Below are 22952 nucleotides of genomic sequence, written 5' to 3'. Positions count from 1 at the left end.
GCGTGTTGCGATATCTCCGTCAGGGGAATTGATGCACCATAGCGCAAACAGAATTATCAAGGATTGATAATGACGCTCTACCAGATAAAACCGCTCTTTCAGTCGCTGTTAAGGCCGACGATGTTTTGGCTTCATAAGCTGCAAGTGTCTGCAAATCAGATCACACTTGCCGCTTTGGCACTTTCTCTTCTCACCGGTTTGTTGTTGGCGTTGGTGCCATATCCTGGCATGTTTCTGCTATTGCCCATCGTGCTTTTTATTCGTATGGCACTCAATGCGCTGGATGGCATGTTGGCGCGTGAGTGCAATCAGCAAACACGTCTTGGGGCGATTTTGAATGAGACTGGCGATGTTATTTCCGATATTGCGCTCTATTTACCGTTTTTATTTTTACCTGAAAGTAATGCATCACTCGTGATACTCATGTTATTTTGCACCATATTGACCGAGTTTTGCGGTTTACTCGCGCAGACGATTAACGGTATTCGTAGTTATGTCGGTCCATTTGGCAAAAGCGATCGCGCGTTAATATTTGGTTTGTGGGGGCTGGCCATTGCCATTTATCCACAATGGATGCAATGGAATAATCTTTTATGGAGCATTACTTCAATTCTGCTTCTCTGGACTGCGATTAATCGTTGTCGGAGTGTGCTTCTTATGAGCGCTGAAAGATAATGCTGGAAAAATCTCTGGCAACACTTTTCGCGTTGTTAATTTTAGCAACGCTGATAAACCGTTTTCTGGTATGGCGGTTACCGGAGAGAAAAGGGGATGAAGTTACATTACGTATTCGTACCTGGTGGGGCATCGTCATTTGTTTTTCAATGGTGATTTCAGGTCCACGCTGGATGACGTTGACGTTTTTTGCGCTGATAAGTTTTCTGGCATTGAAAGAATATTGTACGCTTATATCTGTACATTTTCCGCGTTGGTTATATTGGGGTATTCCTCTTAACTATTTGCTTATCGGTTTTAATTGCTTTGAGCTGTTTCTGTTATTTATACCTTTGGCTGGGTTTCTGATATTAGCCACCTGGCGAGTTTTAGTGGGTGACCCCTCCGGTTTTCTGCATACCGTGAGCGCCATTTTTTGTGGCTGGATAATGACCGTTTTCGCCTTGAGTCATGCCGCCTGGTTATTAATGTTGCCAACCACAAATATCCAGGGCGGGGCGTTACTGGTGTTATTTCTTTTGGCATTAACCGAGTCAAACGATATTGCACAGTATTTATGGGGAAAATCCTGCGGCAGAAGAAAAGTGGTCCCTAAAGTCAGCCCGGGAAAAACATTGGAAGGTCTGATGGGCGGCGTAATCACCACCATGATTGCGTCACTGATTATTGGACCGTTGCTGACACCGCTAGATACATTACAGGCATTATTAGCGGGTTTGTTAATTGGTATTAGTGGTTTTTGCGGCGATGTAGTGATGTCAGCCATCAAACGAGATATTGGTGTTAAAGATAGTGGAAAACTATTACCAGGACATGGCGGACTCCTTGACAGGATTGACTCATTAATTTTCACCGCTCCGGTATTTTTTTATTTTATTCGCTACTGCTGTTACTGAAGGAAAATAGAGAAAATGTAAAATTCACGCATCCCTGGGGAACATTTTTTTACCACCAGTGATAATACAGCGTTGTTTTATCGGCACTGGCCCACTTTACAGCCAGGGGCGAAAAAGGTCATCGTCTTATTTCATCGCGGTCATGAACATTCTGGTCGTCTACAACATATCGTTGATGAACTGGCGATGCCAGATACTGCTTTTTATGCATGGGATGCCCGAGGGCATGGACAAACTTCGGGGCCGCGTGGTTATAGTCCGTCTCTTGCGCGTTCAGTGCAGGATGTCGATGAATTTGTCCGTTTTGCTGCCAGCGACAGCCAGGTTGGACTGGAAGAGGTGGTTGTGATCGCGCAAAGCGTTGGCGCAGTGCTGGTTGCCACATGGGGTCATGATTATGCGCCAGCTATTCGCGGACTAGTGCTGGCTTCTCCGGCCTTTAAGGTTAAATTGTATGTGCCGCTGGCACGTCCTGGGCTGGCGTTATGGCATCGTCTGCGTGGTCTGTTTTTTATTAATTCCTATGTGAAAGGACGCTATTTGACCCACGATCGGCAACGGGTGGCGAGTTTCAATAATGATCCGCTGATCACACGGGCGATTGCCGTCAATATCTTGCTCGATCTCTATAAAACGTCTGAACGTATTGTTAGCGATGCGGCGGCGATTACGCTCCCCACGCAACTTCTGATATCAGGCGATGACTATTTGGTGCATCGCCAACCGCAGATTGATTTTTATCAGCGTTTACGTAGTCCTCTGAAAGAGCTGCATCTGCTGCCAGGCTTTTATCACGACACGTTGGGTGAAGAGAAAAGGGCGCAGGCATTTGAAAAAATGCAAAGCTTTATTAGTCGCTTATATGCTAACAAGTCGCAAAAATTTGATTATCAGCATGAAGACCGCACAGGACCATCAGCGGATCGATGGCGGCTCCTTTCTGGTGGACCCGTGCCGTTATCGCCGGTTGATTTGGCGTATCGCTTTATGCGAAAGGCGATGAAACTGTTCGGGGCGCACTCTGCGGGCCTGCATCTCGGAATGAGCACCGGCTTTGATTCAGGCAGTTCGCTGGATTATGTCTATCAAAATCAACCGCAAGGCAGTAACGCATTCGGGCGCTTTATCGACAAAATCTACCTGAACAGTGTTGGCTGGCGCGGTATTCGCCAGCGCAAAACCCATTTACAAATGCTGATTAAACAAGCCGTTACCCATCTCCACGCCAAAGGTTTAGCCGTCCGAGTGGTTGACATTGCCGCAGGGCATGGGCGCTATGTACTGGATGCGCTGGCAAACGAGCCTGCCGTAAGCGAAATTTTGTTACGTGATTACAGTGAGGTAAATGTTGCACAAGGGCAAGAGATGATTGCCCAACGGGGAATGTCTGGGCGGGCGCGTTTTGAACAGGGCGATGCGTTTAATCCTGCAGAACTCAGCACGTTAACTCCGCGGCCTACGCTGGCGATTGTCTCTGGCCTGTATGAGCTTTTTCCCGAAAATGAGCAGGTAAAAAACTCACTCGCAGGTCTTGCCAATGCCATCGATCCGGGTGGCATTCTCATCTACACCGGGCAGCCGTGGCACCCACAACTGGAGCTGATTGCCGGGGTGTTAACCAGTCATAAAGATGGTAAACCGTGGGTAATGCGCGTGCGTTCTCAAGGGGAGATGGATTCGCTCGTGCATGATGCCGGATTCGATAAATGCACACAACGGATTGATGAGTGGGGTATTTTTACGGTTTCGATGGCGGTGCGTCGTGATAACTGAACGTCGGAATGTATTGCTACAAGGCGCTGGCTGGTTATTGTTGCTGGCCCCGTTTTTCTTCTTCACCTATGGATCTCTTAATCAGTTCACCGCGGTGCAGGACCTTAACAGCCATGATATCCCCAGTCAGGTATTCGGTTGGGAAACGGCGATCCCTTTTCTTCCCTGGACTATTGTTCCTTACTGGAGTCTGGATCTTTTATATGGATTTTCGCTGTTCGTTTGTAGCTCGACATTTGAGCAGCGCCGACTGGTCCACCGGCTTATTCTGGCAACGGTAATGGCCTGCTGCGGTTTTTTTCTCTATCCGCTGAAGTTTAGTTTTATCCGTCCTGAAGTGAGTGGGGTGACAGGATGGTTATTTTCGCAACTTGAATTGTTTGATCTGCCTTATAACCAGTCTCCTTCGCTGCATATTATTCTCTGCTGGCTACTTTGGCGTCACTTTCGTCAGCATCTGGCTGTGAGGTGGCGTAAAGTCTGCGGCGGATGGTTTTTACTCATCGCCATTTCGACGCTGACGACCTGGCAGCATCATTTTATTGATGTCATCACAGGGCTGGCGGTAGGTATGTTAATTGACTGGATGGTGCCCGTCGACCGTCGTTGGAATTATCAGGAACCTGATCAACATCGAATCAAAATAGCACTGCCATATGTCGTAGGAGCGTGCTCGTGCATTGTGTTGATGGAGCTAATGATAATGCTTCAGTTCTGGTGGTCAGTCTGGTTATGTTGGCCAGTATTATCGCTACTCTTTATTGGCCGTGGGTACGGTGGGCTTGGCGCGATAACAACAGGTAAAGATAGTCAAGGGAAACTCCCGCCCGCCGTTTACTGGCTGACATTGCCATGGCGCATCGGGATGTGGCTGTCTATGCGTTGGTTTTGCCTTCGCCTGGAGCCGGTGAGCAAAATTACTGCTGGTGTTTATTTAGGGGCGTTTCCACGACATATTCCGGCACAGAATGCGGTTCTGGACGTCACCTTTGAATTCCCTCGCGGACGAGCGACAAAAGATCGACTCTATTTTTGTGTACCGATGTTGGATCTGGTGGTTCCGGAAGAGGGGGAGCTCCGACAGGCCGTGGCGATGTTGGAAACATTACGCGAAGAGCAAGGCGGCGTTCTGGTCCATTGCGCGTTGGGATTATCGCGCAGTGCGTTGGTAGTGGCGGCATGGCTGTTATGTTACGGACATTGTAAAACCGTTAATGAAGCGATTAGCTATATTCGAGCCAGACGCCCGCAGATTGTGCTGACAGACGAGCACAAAGCGATGCTGAGATTATGGGAAAACAGGTAAGTGGATTGAGATGTGGACTGAATATCTACAGTCCACATCAAGACCGTGTCCGGTTATGCAGCAACAATACTGTCGATGGCTGCTTTCGCGTCAGACTGCGCTTTCGCTGCCATTTCCGGACCGTATGCGATCCCTTCGGCGAAGACAAATTTCACATCAGTAATGCCGATAAAGCCGAGGAACGTGGACAGATACGGCGTCACCAGGTCCGTTGGTCCATCTTTGTGGATCCCGCCGCGGCTGGTAATAACGATGGCTTTTTTACCCGTTACCAGACCTTCCGGACCATTCTCGGTATAGCGGAAAGTAACGCCTGCACGTGCAACCAGGTCAAAATAGTTTTTCAACTGAGTCGAGATGTTGAAGTTATACATCGGTGCCGCAATAACGATAACGTCGTGGGCTTTCAGCTCGGCAATCAGCTCATCGGAAAGTGCCAGAGCTTCCTGCTGACGCGGAGTCAGCGGTGCATCGCTCGGACGCAGCGCACCAACCAGTTCGCCATCCAGTACCGGAATCGGATTTGCAGCCAGGTCGCGAACGGTGATTTCATCAGCGGAGTGCTTTTCGCGCCATTGTTCAACAAAATAATCGGACAACTGATTAGACTGAGAGTACCCTGCCAGGATGCTGGATTTAAGAACTAATACCTTGCTCATGGTGTTTCCTTATAGATGTTTGAATGGGCGATGCCCCGTTGCTTGTTGACACTTTATTCACAATCCTGCCACAGAGATAGCGCAATAAATCGAAGCCTATGTTCGAATTTATTGAACAACGCATAGAAAGCCGCGATGTGGTACTCTATATCTATCATTTAAAAGAAAATTAATCAGGCAGACTACTGCCCACTAACGTTATGACAGAACAACAAAAATTGACCTTTACGGCCTTGCAGCAGCGGCTGGATTCGCTGATGCTGCGCGACAGACAGCGTTTTTTACGCCGTCTTCACGGTGTGAAGAAGGTTAAAAATCCTGATGCACAACAGGCCATTTTCCAGGAGATGGCGAAAGAGATTGACCAGGCGGCAGGGAAAGTCCTGCTGCGTGAAGCGGCACGTCCGGAAATTATTTATCCTGACAATTTACCGGTTAGTCAGAAAAAGCAGGACATTCTCGAAGCGATTCGTGATCACCAGGTGGTGATCGTCGCCGGGGAAACCGGTTCCGGTAAAACGACTCAGCTACCGAAAATCTGTATGGAGCTGGGGCGCGGGATTAAAGGGCTGATCGGTCATACCCAACCGCGTCGCCTGGCGGCACGAACGGTGGCGAACCGTATTGCGGAAGAGCTGAAAACGGAGCCGGGCGGTTGCATCGGTTACAAAGTGCGTTTCAGCGATCACGTAAGTGATAACACGATGGTCAAGCTGATGACCGACGGTATCCTGCTGGCGGAGATCCAGCAAGACCGCCTGCTGATGCAGTACGACACTATCATTATTGACGAAGCGCACGAACGTAGTCTGAATATCGATTTTCTGCTCGGCTATTTGAAAGAGTTGCTGCCGCGACGTCCTGACCTAAAAATCATTATCACTTCCGCGACTATCGACCCGGAACGCTTTTCGCGCCACTTTAATAATGCGCCGATTATCGAAGTCTCCGGTCGGACCTATCCGGTGGAAGTGCGCTATCGCCCGATTGTTGAAGAAGCCGATGACACCGAGCGCGATCAGTTGCAGGCGATTTTTGACGCCGTAGACGAACTGAGTCAGGAAAGCCCTGGCGACATTCTGATCTTTATGAGTGGTGAGCGGGAAATTCGCGATACCGCCGATGCGCTGAACAAGCTAAATCTGCGGCATACCGAAATCTTGCCGCTTTATGCGCGGCTTTCGAACAGCGAACAGAACCGCGTGTTCCAGTCGCACAGCGGACGGCGTATTGTGCTGGCGACCAACGTCGCGGAAACCTCGCTGACCGTACCGGGGATTAAATACGTTATCGACCCCGGTACAGCACGTATCAGCCGCTACAGCTATCGCACCAAAGTGCAGCGTTTGCCGATTGAGCCGATTTCGCAGGCGTCTGCCAATCAGCGTAAAGGCCGCTGTGGTCGTGTGTCCGAAGGGATCTGTATTCGTCTCTATTCCGAAGACGATTTCCTCTCGCGCCCGGAGTTTACCGATCCGGAGATTCTGCGTACCAACCTGGCCTCGGTTATTTTGCAGATGACCGCGCTGGGGCTGGGTGATATCGCGGCGTTCCCGTTTGTCGAAGCACCGGATAAACGCAATATCCAGGATGGCGTGCGTCTGCTCGAAGAACTGGGCGCGATCACCACGGATGAACAGGCCAGCGCCTATAAACTGACGCCGCTCGGTCGCCAGCTCTCGCAGTTGCCTGTCGACCCACGTCTGGCGCGTATGGTGCTGGAAGCGCAAAAACATGGCTGCGTGCGTGAGGCAATGATTATCACGTCCGCGCTCTCCATTCAGGATCCGCGCGAGCGTCCGATGGATAAACAGCAGGCATCGGACGAAAAACATCGCCGCTTCCACGACAAAGAATCCGACTTCCTCGCGTTTGTAAATCTGTGGAATTATCTCGGCGAGCAGCAAAAGGCGCTTTCTTCTAACGCCTTCCGTCGCCTGTGTCGTACCGATTATCTCAACTATCTGCGCGTGCGCGAATGGCAGGATATCTACACCCAGTTGCGTCAGGTAGTGAAAGAACTTGGCATTCCGGTTAACAGCGAACCGGCGGAGTATCGCGAAATTCACATTGCGTTGCTGACGGGTTTGCTTTCCCATATCGGCATGAAAGATGCCGATAAACAAGAATATACCGGCGCACGTAACGCGCGTTTCTCCATCTTCCCCGGTTCTGGTTTATTCAAAAAACCGCCGAAATGGGTAATGGTGGCGGAACTGGTAGAAACCAGCCGCCTGTGGGGGCGCATTGCTGCGCGTATCGACCCGGAATGGGTAGAACCCGTTGCTCAGCATTTGATTAAACGCACCTACAGCGAACCGCACTGGGAACGGGCGCAGGGCGCGGTGATGGCAACGGAAAAAGTCACTGTTTATGGTTTGCCGATTGTTGCTGCGCGCAAGGTCAACTACAGCCAGATCGATCCGGCGTTATGTCGTGAACTCTTTATTCGCCACGCGCTGGTGGAAGGTGACTGGCAGACGCGTCACGCATTCTTCCGTGAAAACCTGAAACTGCGGGCCGAAGTGGAAGAGCTGGAACACAAATCACGTCGCCGCGATATTCTGGTTGATGACGAAACGTTGTTTGAGTTCTACGACCAGCGCATCAGCCACGATGTGATCTCCGCACGTCACTTCGACAGCTGGTGGAAAAAAGTCAGCCGCGAAACGCCTGATTTGCTCAACTTTGAAAAGAGCATGTTGATCAAAGAAGGGGCGGAAAAAATCAGCAAGCTGGATTATCCGAACTTCTGGCATCAGGGCAATCTCAAGCTGCGTTTGAGCTATCAGTTTGAGCCCGGTGCGGATGCTGACGGTGTGACTGTGCATATCCCGCTGCCGTTACTTAACCAGGTTGAGGAGAGTGGGTTTGAGTGGCAGATCCCCGGTCTGCGCCGCGAACTGGTGATTGCTCTGATTAAATCGTTGCCGAAACCGGTACGCCGTAATTTTGTACCTGCGCCAAACTACGCCGAAGCGTTTTTAGGCCGCGTCACACCGCTGGAGTTACCGTTGCTCGACAGCCTTGAGCGTGAGTTACGGAGGATGACCGGTGTTACCGTTGACCGCGAAGACTGGCACTGGGATCAGGTGCCCGATCACCTGAAAATCACCTTCCGCGTGGTGGATGACAAAAACAAGAAGCTAAAAGAAGGGAGCTCTCTACAAGATCTGAAAGATGCGCTGAAAGGCAAAGTGCAGGAAACGCTGTCTGCGGTGGCGGATGACGGTATCGAGCAGAGCGGCTTACATATCTGGAGTTTTGGTCAGCTGCCGGAAAGCTACGAACAGAAGCGTGGCAACTACAAAGTGAAGGCGTGGCCAGCGCTGGTGGATGAGCGCGACAGCGTGGCGATCAAACTGTTTGATAATCCGCTGGAACAAAAGCAGGCAATGTGGAACGGTCTTCGCCGTCTACTGCTGCTGAATATTCCATCGCCGATCAAGTATTTGCATGAAAAGTTACCGAACAAAGCCAAGCTGGGGCTGTACTTTAACCCGTATGGCAAAGTGCTGGAGCTGATCGACGACTGTATCTCCTGCGGAGTGGATCAACTGATCGACGCCAATGGTGGCCCGGTCTGGACGGAAGAAGGCTTTGCTGCGCTGCATGAGAAAATGCGTGCCGAACTGAACGACACGGTGGTAGATATTGCGAAGCAGGTCGAGCAAATCCTCACTGCGGTGTTCAATATCAACAAACGTCTGAAAGGGCGGGTGGATATGACGATGGCGCTGGGGCTTTCTGACATTAAGGCGCAGATGGGCGGGCTGGTGTATCGCGGTTTTGTGACTGGTAACGGCTTCAAACGGCTGGGCGACACGCTGCGTTATTTGCAGGCGATTGAAAAACGACTGGAAAAACTGGCGATTGATCCACATCGCGACCGTGCTCAGATGCTGAAAGTCGAAAACGTCCAGCAGGCGTGGCAGCAATGGATCAACAAACTACCGCCTGCACGTCGTGAGGATGAAGACGTGAAAGAGGTCCGCTGGATGATAGAAGAGCTGCGCGTTAGTTACTTCGCTCAACAACTTGGCACGCCTTATCCGATTTCGGATAAGCGTATTTTGCAGGCGATGGAGCAGATTAGCGGTTAACACTGCTATTTGCCTGATAAATCTAAAACCCGGTAAGCATTTAGCGCCGGGTTTTTTATTAATTCTAAAAACGATAAGGGAAAAAATTCAGGAGTTCAGAAAAATACAATTCTCTGCTGCAAGATGAATAATGTTTATCTACAGCATTTCCTTAAAAGATATGTCAGGCTGGCGGAGTGGCAGTTAAGGAAATACGACTTCCTCCTTTCAGAGTGCTCCGCTTCTCACTATTATCTCACGCAGTATTCTTAAGGGAACGATAAGGAGGAACCATGAATATTACCCCGTTTCCGACGCTTTCGCCGGCAACCATAGATGCCATAAATGTTATCGGACAGTGGCTGGCGCAGGATGATTTCTCCGGTGAGGTACCGTATCAGGCCGATTGCGTGATCCTTGCAGGCAATGCGGTTATGCCGACTATCGATGCGGCATGTAAGATTGCCCGCGATCAGCAAATTCCTTTACTGATTAGTGGTGGTATCGGTCACTCGACAACTTTTTTGTATAGCGCCATCGCACAGCATCCACACTACAACACTATCCGCACCACTGGCAGAGCTGAAGCTACCATCCTGGCGGATATCGCTCATCAGTTCTGGCATATTCCGCATGAAAAAATCTGGATTGAAGACCAGTCAACAAACTGCGGTGAAAACGCACGCTTTAGCATCGCGCTATTGAATCAGGCCGTAGAACGAGTTCATACGGCTATCGTTGTTCAGGACCCCACCATGCAGCGGCGCACGATGGCGACGTTCCGCCGTATAACCGGGGATAATCCCGATGCACCACGCTGGTTAAGTTATCCCGGATTCGTTCCTCAGTTAGGAAATAACGCAGACAGTGTAATCTTTGTTAATCCGTTGCAAGGATTATGGCCGGTTGAGCGTTATCTATCGCTACTCACTGGCGAGCTGCCGCGTTTACGCGATGATAGCGATGGCTACGGCCCCCGCGGGCGAGATTTTATCGTTCACGTTGATTTTCCGGCAGAAGTCATCCAGGCATGGCAAACGCTGAAACACGATGCGGTGCTCATCGAGGCGATGGAAAGTCGCTCGTTACGTTAAAAATTGCCCGTTTGTGAACCACTTGTTTGCAAACGGGCATGACTTCTGACTTTTATTTCTGCCTTTAATTCCTTTTACACTTGTTTTTATGAAGCCCTTCACAGAATTGTCCTTTCACGATGCCGTCTCTCTGATAATTGATGTTAATTAACAATAAATTTACCAAAAACAAACATGTAAATCACAGGAGTCGCCCATGTCAGTACCCGTTCAACATCCTATGTATATCGATGGACAGTTTGTTACCTGGCGTGGAGACGCATGGATTGATGTGGTAAACCCTGCTACAGAGGCTGTCATTTCCCGCATTCCCGATGGTCAGGCCGAGGATGCCCGTAAGGCAATCGATGCAGCAGAACGTGCACAACCAGAATGGGAAGCGTTGCCTGCTATTGAACGCGCCAGTTGGTTGCGCAAAATCTCCGCCGGGATCCGGGAACGTGCCAGTGAAATCAGTGCGCTGATTGTCGAAGAAGGGGGCAAGATCCAGCAACTGGCTGAAGTCGAAGTGGCTTTTACTGCGGACTATATCGATTACATGGCGGAGTGGGCGCGGCGTTATGAAGGCGAGATTATTCAAAGCGATCGTCCAGGAGAAAATATTCTTCTGTTTAAACGTGCGCTTGGTGTGACTACCGGCATTCTGCCGTGGAACTTCCCGTTCTTCCTCATTGCCCGCAAAATGGCTCCCGCTCTTTTGACCGGTAATACCATCGTCATTAAACCCAGTGAATTTACGCCAAACAATGCGATTGCATTCGCCAAAATTGTCGATGAAATAGGCCTTCCGCGCGGCGTGTTTAACCTTGTTCTGGGGCGTGGTGAAACCGTTGGGCAAGAACTGGCGGGTAACCCAAAGGTCGCAATGGTCAGTATGACAGGCAGCGTCTCTGCAGGTGAAAAGATTATGGCGACTGCGGCGAAAAACATCACCAAAGTGTGCCTGGAACTGGGGGGTAAAGCACCGGCTATCGTAATGGACGATGCCGATCTTGAACTGGCAGTCAAAGCCATCGTTGATTCACGCGTCATTAATAGTGGGCAAGTGTGTAACTGTGCAGAACGTGTTTATGTACAGAAAGGCATTTATGATCAGTTCGTCAATCGGCTGGGTGAAGCGTTGCAGGCGGTTCAATTTGGTAACCCCGCTGAACGCAACGACATTGCGATGGGGCCGTTGATTAACGCCGCGGCGCTGGAAAGGGTCGAGCAAAAAGTGGCGCGCGCAGTAGAAGAAGGGGCGAGAGTGGCGTTGGGTGGCAAAGCGGTAGAGGGGAAAGGATATTATTATCCGCCGACATTGCTGCTGGATGTTCGCCAGGAAATGTCGATTATGCATGAGGAAACCTTTGGCCCGGTTCTGCCAGTGGTCGCATTTGACACGCTGGAAGAGGCTATCTCAATGGCGAATGACAGTGATTACGGCCTGACCTCATCAATCTATACCCAAAATCTGAACGTCGCGATGAAAGCCATTAAAGGGCTGAAGTTTGGTGAAACTTACATCAACCGTGAAAACTTCGAAGCTATGCAAGGATTCCACGCCGGATGGCGTAAATCCGGTATTGGCGGCGCAGATGGTAAACATGGCCTGCATGAATATCTGCAGACCCAGGTGGTTTATTTACAGTCTTAATGAGTGGAAGAGGCGGAGGTTTTTCCTCCGCCTGTGTGCGTCAGAGTTTAGCGAATTTTTCGAGGGTGCGAATGAGCTGTGTGACGAAGCCATATTCGTTATCGTACCAGGCGACCGTTTTCACCAGTTGTAAATCGCCCACGGCGGTAATTTCCGTTTGCGTGGCATCAAACACCGACCCGAAATGGCTGCCAATGATATCAGAAGAGACTATTTCTTCATCGGTATAACCAAATGACTCGTTATTGTTTGTCGCGTTTTTAAGCGCGTTGTTCACCTCTTCGGCAGTCACTTTTTTTCCAAGAATAGACACCAGTTCAGTCACCGAACCGGTTTTCACGGGTACGCGTTGCGCATGACCTTTCAGTTTGCCGCTCAGTTCCGGGATCACCAGACCAATGGCTTTTGCCGCACCTGTAGTGTGGGGAATGATATTTTCTGCCGCTGCACGTGAAGCGCGTAGATCTTTACCTCGCGGACCATCCACCAGTGACTGAGTGCCGGTATAGGCATGAATGGTCGTCATCGTGCCGACTTCTATTCCGAAACTGTCGTGCAAGGCTTTGGCCATCGGTGCAAGACAGTTAGTGGTGCATGACGCCACGGAAACAATGGTGTCGTTGCCATCCAGTGTGTCGTCATTAACGTTATAAACGATGGTTTTCATTTCACCGGCAGGAGCGGAAATCAACACCTTCTTCGCACCAGCATCAAGATGCGCCTGCGATTTATCGGCGGAGGTATAAAAGCCAGTACATTCGACAATGATTTCTGCACCTTTTGCTTTCCACGGAATATTTTTAGCCTCTTTTTCGGCGTAAACCGCGATACTTTTCCCATCAACGATAAGTGAATCTTCCGTAAAATCAACGCTCCAGGGGAATGGTCCGTAGTTTGAATCATGTTTCAACAGGTAGGCGAGAATTTTTGGGGAAGTGAGATCATTAATAGCAACAATGTCTATGTTGCTTTTGACTTCAAGTAATCGACGCAACACCAGTCGACCGATACGACCAAAACCGTTAATACCAACTTTACTCATGGTCTTCTCCTGTCAGGAACGTTCGGATGAAAATTGATCCTTTCCAGGCTTAGACCAGGATGGCGGGATGGGCAATCTCCATTCTTACAGTGAAACGTAACGTACTGAAAACGGGTGAACAATATTTAATGAAATTTTGAGAAAAGCCCGTTATGTTAACGGAAAATTATGTTAAAGCAGGAAATGTTATGGAAAATAAATACTCAAGGTTACAAATCAGCATTCACTGGCTGGTCTTTTTGCTGGTTATCGCAGCGTATTGCGCAATGGAGTTTCGTGGTTTCTTCCCACGTAGCGATCGGCCGCTCATCAACATGATTCATGTTTCCTGTGGCATCACAATTCTCGTGCTGATGGTGGTTCGTCTTTTGTTAAGGCTGAAATACCCAACCCCGCCGATTATACCTAAGCCAAAACCGATGATGACGGGACTGGCGCATTTGGGACATTTGGTGATCTATCTCCTGTTTATTGCGCTGCCAGTGATTGGTTTGGTGATGATGTATTACCGTGGTAACCCGTGGTTTGCGTTTGGTATGACGATGCCTTATGCATCAGAGGCCAATTTCGAACGGGTCGATAGCTTAAAGTCGTGGCATGAAACGCTGGCGAATCTGGGATATTTTGTCATCGGGTTGCACGCTGCGGCTGCACTGGCACACCACTATTTCTGGAAGGACAACACACTTCTACGCATGATGCCGCGTAAACGTTCCTGAAGGATATTTAAAGAAAACGCCTGTACTAAAACCGACCCGTGGTACAGGCGAAGAATACGGGTCTACATCGGAAGCGCCTATTATATTTATTTGTATGACAAATAAAACCATAATCCTTATCCATACGTCCATCTGGCTTATCTTTAATCAATTCACCCGATCTTTGATCTCATCAACGGTATCAAAATAAACCAGCGTATAACGTTCAAATCGAACATAAGATTCGATAAACCATGGAGGTTATATGAAAAAATTGGCACTTTTCTTGGTTATGGGAGCGCTTGTTTCCTTTTATGCCGATGCCGGGCGCAAACCCTGTTCTGGTTCGAAAGGGGGGATCTCACACTGTACGGCAGGCGGCAAATTTGTCTGTAATGATGGTTCTATTAGTGCATCGAAAAAAACATGCACTAACTGAAGTGTAAAAGGGGTGCCATGAGAAAATGAATCCGCTAGTCAGATGCGCGGGGAAAATCCCCGCGCTTGCCCTTACCTGGACGTGCAGGCCATGAGCGCAGCAACCTCCTTATCACCGTCCCGGAACCGCAGTTCGTAGAGCGTTTGTCGGGTCAGGAGTGTGAATGTCAGAATCGTAATGCAGATAATGAGCAGACACACCACCAGAGGGTTGTGCTTCATAGCCTTTCTCCTTGCCGGATGGCGGGTAAGAGGCTAAGATCTGAATTGCTAGGTTCATTCGTTGGCCTCGGTTGATAGAAATATCGGTCGGGGCCTTCGTCTTTCTGATTCCCGGTTAGCCTGAAAACAGAAAGTCTCAGGCACCCGCAGGCATCCTATGAGGTTTCCTTAGGGACGAAAATAATCACTTGACGAAATTGCGTGCTGTTTTCCAGAATTTTTCGTCATTCGGTTTAGCCATTCGTTACTCTCTTCATTCCAATGGCATTATTCTTCTCTGCCATAATTGTTGTAAAAATGTGACGCAAAGAGGTTTTTGGTCATAAGTAATTACCGTCAAGTGCCGATGACTTTCTATCAGGAGTAAACCTGGACGAGAGACAACGGTAATGAATACAACTCCCTCACAGCGATTAGGTTTTTTGCATCACATCAGGCTGGTTCCGTTATTTGCCTGCATTCTTGGCGGTATCTTAGTTCTATTCGCATTAAGTTCAGCCCTGGCCGGCTATTTCCTTTGGCAGGCCGATCGCGATCAGCGTGATGTTACTGCGGAGATTGAGATTCGGACCGGGTTAGCGAACAGTTCAGATTTTTTGCGTTCAGCCCGGATTAATATGATTCAGGCCGGGGCTGCGAGTCGTATTGCGGAAATGGAAGCAATGAAGCGAAATATTGCGCAAGCCGAATCGGAGATTAAACAGTCGCAGCAAGGTTATCGTGCTTATCAGAATCGGTCGGTGAAAACACCTGCTGATGAAGCCCTCGACACTGAATTAAATCAACGCTTCCAGGCTTATATCACGGGTATGCAACCTATGTTGAAATATGCCAAAAATGGCATGTTTGAAGCGATTATCAATCATGAAAGTGAGCAGATCCGACCGCTGGATAATGCTTATACCGATATTTTGAGCAAAGCCGTTAAGATACGTAGCACCAGAGCCAACCAACTGGCGGAACTGGCCCATCAGCGCACCCGCCTGGGTGGGATGTTCATGATTGGCGCGTTTGTGCTTGCCCTGGTCATGACGCTGATAACATTTATAGTGCTACGTCGGATCGTCATTCGTCCACTGCAACATGCCGCACAACGGATTGAAAAAATCGCCAGTGGCGATCTGACGATGAATGATGAACCGGCGGGTCGTAATGAAATCGGTCGCTTAAGTCGTCATTTACAGCAAATGCAGCATTCACTGGGGACGACAGTAGGGACTGTTCGACAGGGTGCGGAAGAGATTTATCGTGGCACCAGCGAAATTTCAGCTGGCAATGCGGACCTGTCATCTCGCACCGAAGAACAAGCGGCGGCTATCGAACAAACTGCCTCCAGCATGGAGCAACTCACTGCGACGGTGAAACAGAATGCGGATAACGCGCATCATGCCAGCAAACTGGCGCAAGAGGCTTCTATTAAAGCCAGCGATGGCGGGCAGACGGTTTCCGGTGTAGTAAAAACGATGGGTGCTATCTCCACGAGTTCGAAGAAAATTTCTGAGATCACCGCCGTCATCAACAGTATTGCTTTCCAGACGAATATTCTGGCACTGAATGCTGCCGTTGAAGCCGCGCGAGCGGGTGAGCAAGGGCGTGGATTTGCCGTTGTCGCCAGCGAAGTACGGACACTCGCAAGCCGCAGCGCTCAGGCGGCGAAAGAGATTGAAGGCTTGATCAGTGAATCAGTCAGGTTAATTGACCTGGGGTCGGATGAGGTGGCAATGGCAGGGAAAACCATGAGCACTATTGTTGATGCCGTCGCGAGTGTCACACATATCATGCAGGAAATCGCCGCCGCCTCGGATGAACAAAGTAGAGGCATAACTCAGGTTAGCCAGGCGATTTCTGAAATGGATAAGGTGACGCAACAGAATGCTTCTCTGGTAGAAGAGGCCTCAGCAGCGGCGGTGTCCCTTGAAGAACAGGCTGCACGATTAACTGAGGCGGTGGACGTATTCCGTCTGAATAAACATTCTGTGTCGGCAGAACCTCGCGGAGCGGGTGAACAAGTTAGTTTCGCTACGGTGTGAAAATGTTCAAGGAGGGATCGACAGATCCCTTCACCTTTCAGAACGGCATTGATTTTCGAATAGCGTTAATCATCAACTGGCAACCAGAAGAGAACGTCGCATCTACGCGGGTCAGTATTCCAATCGGTTCACCTGCACCATGACCCGGAACAGGCAGGGCCACCAGCGTGGCATGACGCAGGTCGTCTTTTACAGCGCCAGAAGGGACAAACCACACGTAGTCGTATTCAACCGTAAGTTGACGAGATAGAGAAGCAGACAGTGTTTCGATACAGCCCGAAGGAATTTTACAGCCCTGGCTCTGCACTAATGCATCTGAATGCTGGCGTGGCGCAGTGCCTTCTGGTGATACAACAACCGGCCATTCCAGCACCCGGCTTAGCGTTACGTTCTCCTGAAGTAGCGGGTGATTAGGGCGGACAACCAGCTTCAGCGATTCAAGAAACAGCAGTTCATAATTAAGCCCGGTCATCAGTTCAGGATCTGACATCCGACCAATGCCGATATCGATTTCCCCGGTTTTCAAACCCGCCAGAATCATAGGGTTACTCATTGTCGCAACTTGCAAGGTCGTCTCTTTTTGTTGCTGATGAAACTGACCTATAACCGAAGGTAATATCCCCAGTGCCGCAGTCGGTAGTGCACCAACCCTGACGACATCATTATTAAGACCTTCTTTACGATGAAGCGACTGTCCGGCAGTGTTGATGGCGTCAAGCACTCTGACTGCATGCGTTAAAAATTGTTCGCCGGGTAAGGTAAGTTGCGCCCCCTGACGACCACGCTCAAACAAGCGAGCGCCCGTCAGCTGCTCCAGTTCATTCAATGTCTTAGAGAGCGCAGGTTGACTCAAATTAAGGGTTTCAGCCGCGCGCCCCAAAGTTCCTTGTTGTGCGACAGCTACGAATGTATGAAGGTGGCGCAAACGGATGCGCTGACTAAACAGACTATTTTTTTCCATAAGCGATGTTAAAAACGAAGCGGTGTCGCTGACAAGTGAAGTTGTTTGATTATGATAACTTGATTGCAAAATATTATTAACAATTAAAGCAATTATGTTACAGCAAAATGGATAATATTGATGTTTTCGCGGCGAGATCACAGTTTGTAAATTCTTCCCGCCGGAGTGAATGCGGTTACCTACACTCCAGATTACTGACCACTGGAGGCAGACACTATGGCGAACAGCATCACGGCGGATGAGATTCGGGAACAGTTTTCGCAGGCAATGTCAGCCATGTACCAGCAAGAAGTTCCGCAGTACGGCACGCTGCTGGAACTGGTAGCTGATGTGAATCTGGCTGTGCTGGAAAACAATCCTCAACTGCACGAAAAAATGGTAAATGCAGACGAGCTGGCGCGACTGAATGTTGAACGTCATGGGGCGATTCGTGTTGGGACTGCACAAGAGCTTGCTACTCTTCGGCGGATGTTTGCTATTATGGGGATGTACCCGGTGAGCTATTACGATCTCTCGCAGGCGGGGGTGCCGGTACATTCGACAGCATTTCGGCCCATTGATGATGCTTCTCTGGCGCGTAATCCCTTCCGCGTTTTTACTTCATTACTCCGCCTTGAGCTTATCGAGAACGAAATTTTGCGCCAGAAAGCGGCGGAGATTCTGCGTCAGCGCGATATCTTCACCCCACGTTGTCGACAACTGTTAGAGGAATATGAGCAGCGGGGCGGTTTTAACGAAACACAGGTACAGGAGTTTGTGCAGGAAGCCCTGGAAACGTTTCGTTGGCACCAGTCAGCAACGGTAGATGAAGAAACCTATCGCGCCTTGCACAACGAACATCGGTTGATTGCTGATGTGGTCTGTTTTCCTGGATGCCATATCAACCACCTGACGCCACGTACGCTGGATATTGACCGGGTGCAGTCGATGATGCCTGAATGCGGGATTGAACCCAAAATTCTGATCGAAGGGCCGCCGCGCCGCGAGGTACCGATTTTACTACGCCAGACCAGCTTTAAAGCACTGGAAGAGACGGTGTTGTTTGCAGGGCAGAAACAGGGTACGCATACCGCGCGCTTTGGTGAAATAGAGCAGCGTGGTGTGGCATTAACGCCGAAAGGGCGACAACTGTATGATGATCTTCTGCGTAACGCTGGAACCGGGCAGGATAATCTCACTCACCAAATGCATTTACAGGAAACCTTCCGCACTTTTCCTGACAGTGAGTTTTTAATGCGTCAGCAAGGGTTGGCATGGTTCCGGTACCGTCTGACGCCTTCAGGTGAGGCGCATCGTCAGGCGATTCATTCCGGAGACGATCCACAGCCCTTAATTGAACGTGGTTGGGTAGTGGCGCAACCCATTACCTATGAAGATTTCTTGCCTGTTAGCGCGGCGGGGATCTTCCAGTCAAATCTGGGTAATGAAACGCAGACACGCAGTCACGGTAATGCCAGTCGCGAAGCATTTGAGCAGGCGTTGGGTTGTCCGGTTTTGGATGAGTTCCAGCTTTATCAGGAAGCGGAAGAACGCAGTAAACGTCGCTGTGGTTTGCTTTAAATTCTGACCATACGCCTTTGCAAAAATTTGCCTGATTTTACAAACGAATCAGGCTCATCCCATCGACATAAAAAAATTGCCGATTAATGCATATTCTCTGAGTTCAACAATTGGATTATTAATAAATATTGTCTAGAGTGAGCGGTCATAAATAAGCACTTTCTTGCCGCTGAAAACGACCAGCGCGGGACCATTCACAACACCAGAAGGACTCACTTTCAGGTATGGATCGTAGACGATTTATTAAAGGTTCAATGGCTATGGCCGCCGTGTGCGGTACCAGCGGCATTGCTTCTCTTTTTTCTCAGGCGGCATTCGCGGCAGATTCTGATATTGCCGACGGGCAAACCCAACGTTTTGACTTCTCCATTCTACAGTCAATGGCGCACGACTTAGCGCAAACAGCGTGGCGTGGTGCGCCGCGTCCGTTACCTGACACTCTGGCGACAATGACGCCGCAGGCTTATAACAGTATTCAATACGACGCCGAAAAATCGCTCTGGCATAACGTTGAGAACCGTCAACTGGACGCTCAGTTCTTCCATATGGGAATGGGATTCCGTCGCCGCGTTCGTATGTTTTCTGTTGATCCCGCAACACATCTGGCGCGTGAAATTCACTTTCGCCCGGAGTTGTTCAAATACAACGATGCGGGTGTTGATACCAAACAATTAGAAGGGCAAAGCGATCTCGGTTTTGCCGGTTTTCGCGTGTTTAAAGCCCCCGAACTGGCGCGCCGTGATGTCGTATCATTCCTCGGCGCGAGTTATTTCCGCGCGGTTGATGATACATATCAATACGGTCTATCGGCTCGCGGCCTGGCGATCGACACTTACACCGACAGTAAAGAAGAGTTCCCCGACTTTACTGCCTTCTGGTTTGATACGGTAAAACCGGGGGCAACCACCTTTACCGTTTATGCGTTGCTCGATAGCGCCAGCATTACTGGTGCCTATAAGTTCACTATCCATTGTGAGAAAAGTCAGGTGATTATGGATGTGGAAAATCACCTGTATGCGCGCAAAGACATTAAACAGCTGGGCATTGCGCCGATGACCAGCATGTTCAGCTGCGGTACTAATGAACGTCGGATGTGCGACACCATTCATCCGCAAATCCATGACTCAGATCGTCTGTCCATGTGGCGGGGCAATGGCGAGTGGATTTGCCGTCCGCTGAATAATCCGCAAAAATTGCAGTTCAATGCTTACACCGACAACAACCCGAAAGGGTTTGGTTTATTGCAACTGGATCGTGATTTCTCTCATTATCAGGACATTATGGGCTGGTATAACAAACGCCCAAGTCTGTGGGTGGAACCGCGTAACAAGTGGGGTAAGGGCACCATCGGCCTGATGGAAATCCCAACAACGGGCGAAACGCTGGATAACATTGTCTGCTTCTGGCAGCCAGAAAAAACTGTAAAAGCGGGTGATGAGTTTGCATTCCAGTATCGTCTGTACTGGAGTGCGCAACCGCCTGTTCATTGCCCATTAGCGCGCGTTATGGCGACGCGTACCGGCATGGGCGGTTTCCCGGAAGGTTGGGCGCCTGGTGAACACTATCCCGAAAAATGGGCGCGTCGTTTTGCCGTCGATTTCGTTGGTGGTGATCTGAAAGCTGCCGCACCAAAAGGCATTGAGCCGGTGATTACGCTTTCCAGTGGGGAAGCGAAGCAAATCGAAATTCTCTATATTGAACCCATTGATGGTTATCGTATTCAGTTTGACTGGTATCCGACTTCGGACTCCACTGATCCGGTCGATATGCGGATGTATCTGCGTTGTCAGGGCGACGCTATCAGTGAAACATGGCTGTATCAGTATTTCCCGCCAGCGCCCGATAAACGTCAGTATGTTGACGACCGCGTGATGAGTTAATCGTTTTTTCTTCGGCACCTTCTTCGGGAGGTGCCGTCTGGTTAAACACGATCCCGCTCGCATTTTTCCCTAAGTTAAATGAGTAATCTGATGGTGTGTATTTCAGATACACCTTGTCAGCCACTAACAGGGAGTGCGTATGTTTCCAGAATACCGAGATTTAATATCCCGTCTGAAAAACGAAAATCCTCGCTTTATGTCCTTGTTCGATAAACACAATAAACTTGATCATGAAATTGCCAGAAAGGAAGGTTCCGACGGTCGAGGGTACAATGCGGAAGTGGTCCGCATGAAAAAACAAAAGTTACAGTTAAAAGATGAGATGCTCAAAATCCTGCAGCAGGAGAGCGTCAAAGAGGTGTAAACTTTCCTAAGCCGCCAGCCAGGCGGCTTTTTTAACAACTGCATGGATTGACTGGAGATAAGATGACTGAAACGATAAAAGTAAGTGAATCACTTGAATTACATGCTGTTGCAGAAAGTCATGTCATACCTCTTTATCAGTTAATCTGTAAAAATAAAACCTGGTTACAGCAGTCGCTAAACTGGCCGCAGTTTGTTCAGAGTGAAGAGGACACGCGAAAAACGGTGCAGGGTAATGTGATGTTGCATCAACGCGGCTATGCCAAAATGTTCATGATTTTCAAAGAAGATGAACTTATCGGCGTTATCTCGTTTAATCGTATTGAACCACTGAATAAAACCGCTGAAATCGGCTACTGGCTGGACGAATCTCATCAGGGGCAGGGGATCATTTCTCAGGCGCTGCAGGCATTGATTCATCATTACGCTCAGTCTGGTGAACTTAGACGCTTCGTGATCAAATGTCGGGTGGACAATGCGCAAAGCAACCAGGTCGCTTTGCGCAATGGTTTTATCCTTGAAGGTTGCCTGAAACAGGCTGAGTTCCTGAATGATGCCTATGATGATGTGAACTTATACGCGCGTATTATCGATTCACAATAACCCTGCCAGCGGCGTTCGCGTAATGCGCTCCTCGCCGTTAATGACTTTTGGACCACGGACATGAACCGTGTCGCCATCAAAGGCTTCAACGACGGCGTGGTCGGTTAACTCCACATGGTTTTCAATTATCACCGCACCTGTAATACGGCTCTCACCTTGTATTACAACGTGCTCGTCGAGCAGAATCGGTCCGCCACGTACCACGGCATTTCCGCCAATCAAGACATGATGTTTTAACACACAATTACCTTCCACAATGGCATATTCCGCCACCTGTGAACTGTAATGAATCGTCGGAATGGCATCTTCTTCTATGCCAGCTTTCACCTGCGCGTGACCGTAAACTTTAGCGCAATCGCATAGCCAGACGTTGTTCTCTTCATTACCTTCAACGCTGGCAAAATCAAAAACTTCGGCGCGATGTTCAATAAAAGCATACCGGACGACGGCATCGCCATAAATTTGTGCCTGGTGGACAATACGCGAGGCGCTAACCCTTGCGCGATCATAAATTTGTAGCAGGAGTTGATGGTCGGAGGTTAAGCCTTGCGCGGCGACGATCATAGAATGTTGATCAATTAAGGCGTGACCAAATATTCTACATTGACCGCAAACTAATGAGTCACGAATGGTGACGCTGTCACTTATATATGCACCCTGACTGACTTCACTATTATCGATCCAGACGTTATCCGTTGCGTAAACCTCTCCCCAAAGGACGCTGGTGCCGGTGATACGCGTATTACCGGAAATCACCGCTCCGCCGAACGCAATAGCATTCTGATCGTAAATCCAGCAATTTCCTTCCTGCGCTAACACCGTTTCGCGATCGATCCAGCCGCCAGCGGTTCCTGCTATCACATCGTTAAAATCGCTCATGGCGATAATTTGCCGTAATAACACACTTTTTTTAGTGCCATCATCCTGATAACTAAAGGCTCGCTGTTCTTCACTTAGACGATATTTGCGCATAGCGTTTTCCCACAGGTGACTTACTATAACCGTAGCAAATTCTGCGGCTCTGGCTATGCTCG

20 protein-coding genes are annotated in these 22952 nt (G+C 49.4%); 15 read left to right on the top strand and 5 right to left on the bottom strand.

The window, feature by feature from the left end:
- The first annotated feature begins 69 nt into the window (after positions 1–69).
- From ACK8NJ_RS12220 to ACK8NJ_RS12205, 4 genes are read left to right on the top strand one after another with little or no spacing between them, the layout of a single operon-like run.
- On the top strand, positions 70–675 hold the full coding sequence (locus ACK8NJ_RS12220) for a CDP-alcohol phosphatidyltransferase family protein (RefSeq protein WP_024229520.1): 606 nt from the start codon (positions 70–72) through the stop codon (positions 673–675).
- On the top strand, positions 675–1571 hold the full coding sequence (locus ACK8NJ_RS12215) for a phosphatidate cytidylyltransferase (protein ID WP_000890942.1): 897 nt from the start codon (positions 675–677) through the stop codon (positions 1569–1571). The genes ACK8NJ_RS12220 and ACK8NJ_RS12215 overlap by 1 nt, the downstream gene beginning before the upstream one ends.
- Positions 1572–1601: 30 nt before the next feature.
- A complete protein-coding gene (locus ACK8NJ_RS12210) occupies positions 1602–3344 on the top strand; it encodes a bifunctional alpha/beta hydrolase/class I SAM-dependent methyltransferase (protein ID WP_411962535.1) in 1743 nt (580 codons plus the stop codon).
- A 13-nt stretch (positions 3345–3357) separates the two neighbouring features.
- Positions 3358–4650: a phosphatase PAP2/dual specificity phosphatase family protein gene (locus ACK8NJ_RS12205; protein WP_411962534.1), complete on the top strand. Its 1293-nt coding sequence runs from the start codon at positions 3358–3360 to the stop codon at positions 4648–4650.
- Between the two features lie 53 nt (positions 4651–4703).
- Here ACK8NJ_RS12205 and azoR read toward each other — a convergent pair whose 3' ends face one another.
- A complete protein-coding gene (gene azoR, locus ACK8NJ_RS12200; RefSeq protein ID WP_000048948.1) occupies positions 4704–5309 on the bottom strand; it encodes an FMN-dependent NADH-azoreductase in 606 nt (201 codons plus the stop codon).
- A 200-nt stretch (positions 5310–5509) separates the two neighbouring features.
- Between azoR and hrpA the strand changes: the two genes are divergently transcribed.
- The 3 genes from hrpA to aldA all read left to right on the top strand — a co-directional run bounded on the left by hrpA (position 5510) and on the right by aldA (position 12121).
- Entirely contained in the window at positions 5510–9412 is a 3903-nt protein-coding gene (gene hrpA / locus ACK8NJ_RS12195) for an ATP-dependent RNA helicase HrpA (RefSeq protein ID WP_411961658.1), read from the top strand.
- A 272-nt stretch (positions 9413–9684) separates the two neighbouring features.
- Entirely contained in the window at positions 9685–10485 is an 801-nt protein-coding gene (ydcF, locus tag ACK8NJ_RS12190) for a DUF218 domain-containing protein YdcF (protein ID WP_001027934.1), read from the top strand.
- 196 nt (positions 10486–10681) lie between these two features.
- A complete protein-coding gene (gene aldA / locus ACK8NJ_RS12185) occupies positions 10682–12121 on the top strand; it encodes an aldehyde dehydrogenase (protein WP_001559096.1) in 1440 nt (479 codons plus the stop codon).
- 40 nt (positions 12122–12161) lie between these two features.
- Here aldA and gap read toward each other — a convergent pair whose 3' ends face one another.
- Complete coding sequence (gene gap / locus ACK8NJ_RS12180) at positions 12162–13163, bottom strand: type I glyceraldehyde-3-phosphate dehydrogenase (protein WP_001559097.1); 1002 nt, start codon at positions 13161–13163, stop codon at positions 12162–12164.
- A 188-nt stretch (positions 13164–13351) separates the two neighbouring features.
- Here gap and cybB point away from each other — a divergent pair, with 188 nt between their 5' ends.
- The 3 genes from cybB (at position 13352) to ACK8NJ_RS12165 (ending at position 14394) form a co-directional block, all read left to right on the top strand.
- Positions 13352–13882: a cytochrome b561 gene (gene cybB / locus ACK8NJ_RS12175; RefSeq protein ID WP_001559098.1), complete on the top strand. Its 531-nt coding sequence runs from the start codon at positions 13352–13354 to the stop codon at positions 13880–13882.
- 244 nt (positions 13883–14126) lie between these two features.
- Entirely contained in the window at positions 14127–14300 is a 174-nt protein-coding gene (locus ACK8NJ_RS12170) for a hypothetical protein (RefSeq protein ID WP_001559099.1), read from the top strand.
- A gap of 25 nt (positions 14301–14325) precedes the next feature.
- On the top strand, positions 14326–14394 hold the full coding sequence (locus ACK8NJ_RS12165) for a hypothetical protein (protein WP_212734533.1): 69 nt from the start codon (positions 14326–14328) through the stop codon (positions 14392–14394).
- Here ACK8NJ_RS12165 and hokB read toward each other — a convergent pair.
- The gene (hokB, locus tag ACK8NJ_RS12160; protein ID WP_001320773.1) at positions 14372–14521 is read right to left on the bottom strand and encodes a type I toxin-antitoxin system toxin HokB; all 150 of its coding nucleotides are present in this window, start codon (positions 14519–14521) and stop codon (positions 14372–14374) included. The genes ACK8NJ_RS12165 and hokB overlap by 23 nt on opposite strands.
- A 389-nt stretch (positions 14522–14910) precedes the next feature.
- On the opposite strand from hokB, the gene trg reads away from it, so the two are divergent.
- Entirely contained in the window at positions 14911–16551 is a 1641-nt protein-coding gene (gene trg / locus ACK8NJ_RS12155; protein ID WP_411961657.1) for a methyl-accepting chemotaxis protein Trg, read from the top strand.
- Between the two features lie 37 nt (positions 16552–16588).
- Here trg and ACK8NJ_RS12150 read toward each other — a convergent pair whose 3' ends face one another.
- Positions 16589–17512: a LysR substrate-binding domain-containing protein gene (locus ACK8NJ_RS12150; protein ID WP_000414564.1), complete on the bottom strand. Its 924-nt coding sequence runs from the start codon at positions 17510–17512 to the stop codon at positions 16589–16591.
- A 216-nt stretch (positions 17513–17728) separates the two neighbouring features.
- Here ACK8NJ_RS12150 and hglS point away from each other — a divergent pair, with 216 nt between their 5' ends.
- From hglS to rimL, 4 genes are all read left to right on the top strand, one after another.
- Positions 17729–19072: a 2-oxoadipate dioxygenase/decarboxylase HglS gene (gene hglS / locus ACK8NJ_RS12145; protein ID WP_411961655.1), complete on the top strand. Its 1344-nt coding sequence runs from the start codon at positions 17729–17731 to the stop codon at positions 19070–19072.
- 224 nt (positions 19073–19296) lie between these two features.
- Positions 19297–20952, top strand: coding sequence for a glucan biosynthesis protein OpgD (gene opgD / locus ACK8NJ_RS12140; RefSeq protein WP_000375963.1), 1656 nt, complete (start codon positions 19297–19299; stop codon positions 20950–20952).
- Positions 20953–21091: 139 nt separating this feature from the next.
- Complete coding sequence (locus ACK8NJ_RS12135; RefSeq protein WP_001296778.1) at positions 21092–21316, top strand: YdcH family protein; 225 nt, start codon at positions 21092–21094, stop codon at positions 21314–21316.
- Positions 21317–21378: 62 nt separating this feature from the next.
- Entirely contained in the window at positions 21379–21918 is a 540-nt protein-coding gene (gene rimL, locus ACK8NJ_RS12130) for a 50S ribosomal protein L7/L12-serine acetyltransferase (protein WP_001306517.1), read from the top strand.
- On the opposite strand, the gene ydcK is transcribed toward rimL, so the two are convergent.
- A complete protein-coding gene (gene ydcK / locus ACK8NJ_RS12125) occupies positions 21910–22890 on the bottom strand; it encodes a YdcK family protein (protein ID WP_411961654.1) in 981 nt (326 codons plus the stop codon). The two genes, rimL and ydcK, sit on opposite strands and share 9 nt — an antisense overlap.
- Positions 22891–22952: the final 62 nt, after the last annotated feature.

The organism is Escherichia sp. F1 (genome assembly GCF_046764225.1).
GTDB classification, from domain to species: Bacteria; Pseudomonadota; Gammaproteobacteria; order Enterobacterales; family Enterobacteriaceae; genus Escherichia; species Escherichia coli.
This window is presented reverse-complemented; position numbering and strand designations above follow the sequence as displayed.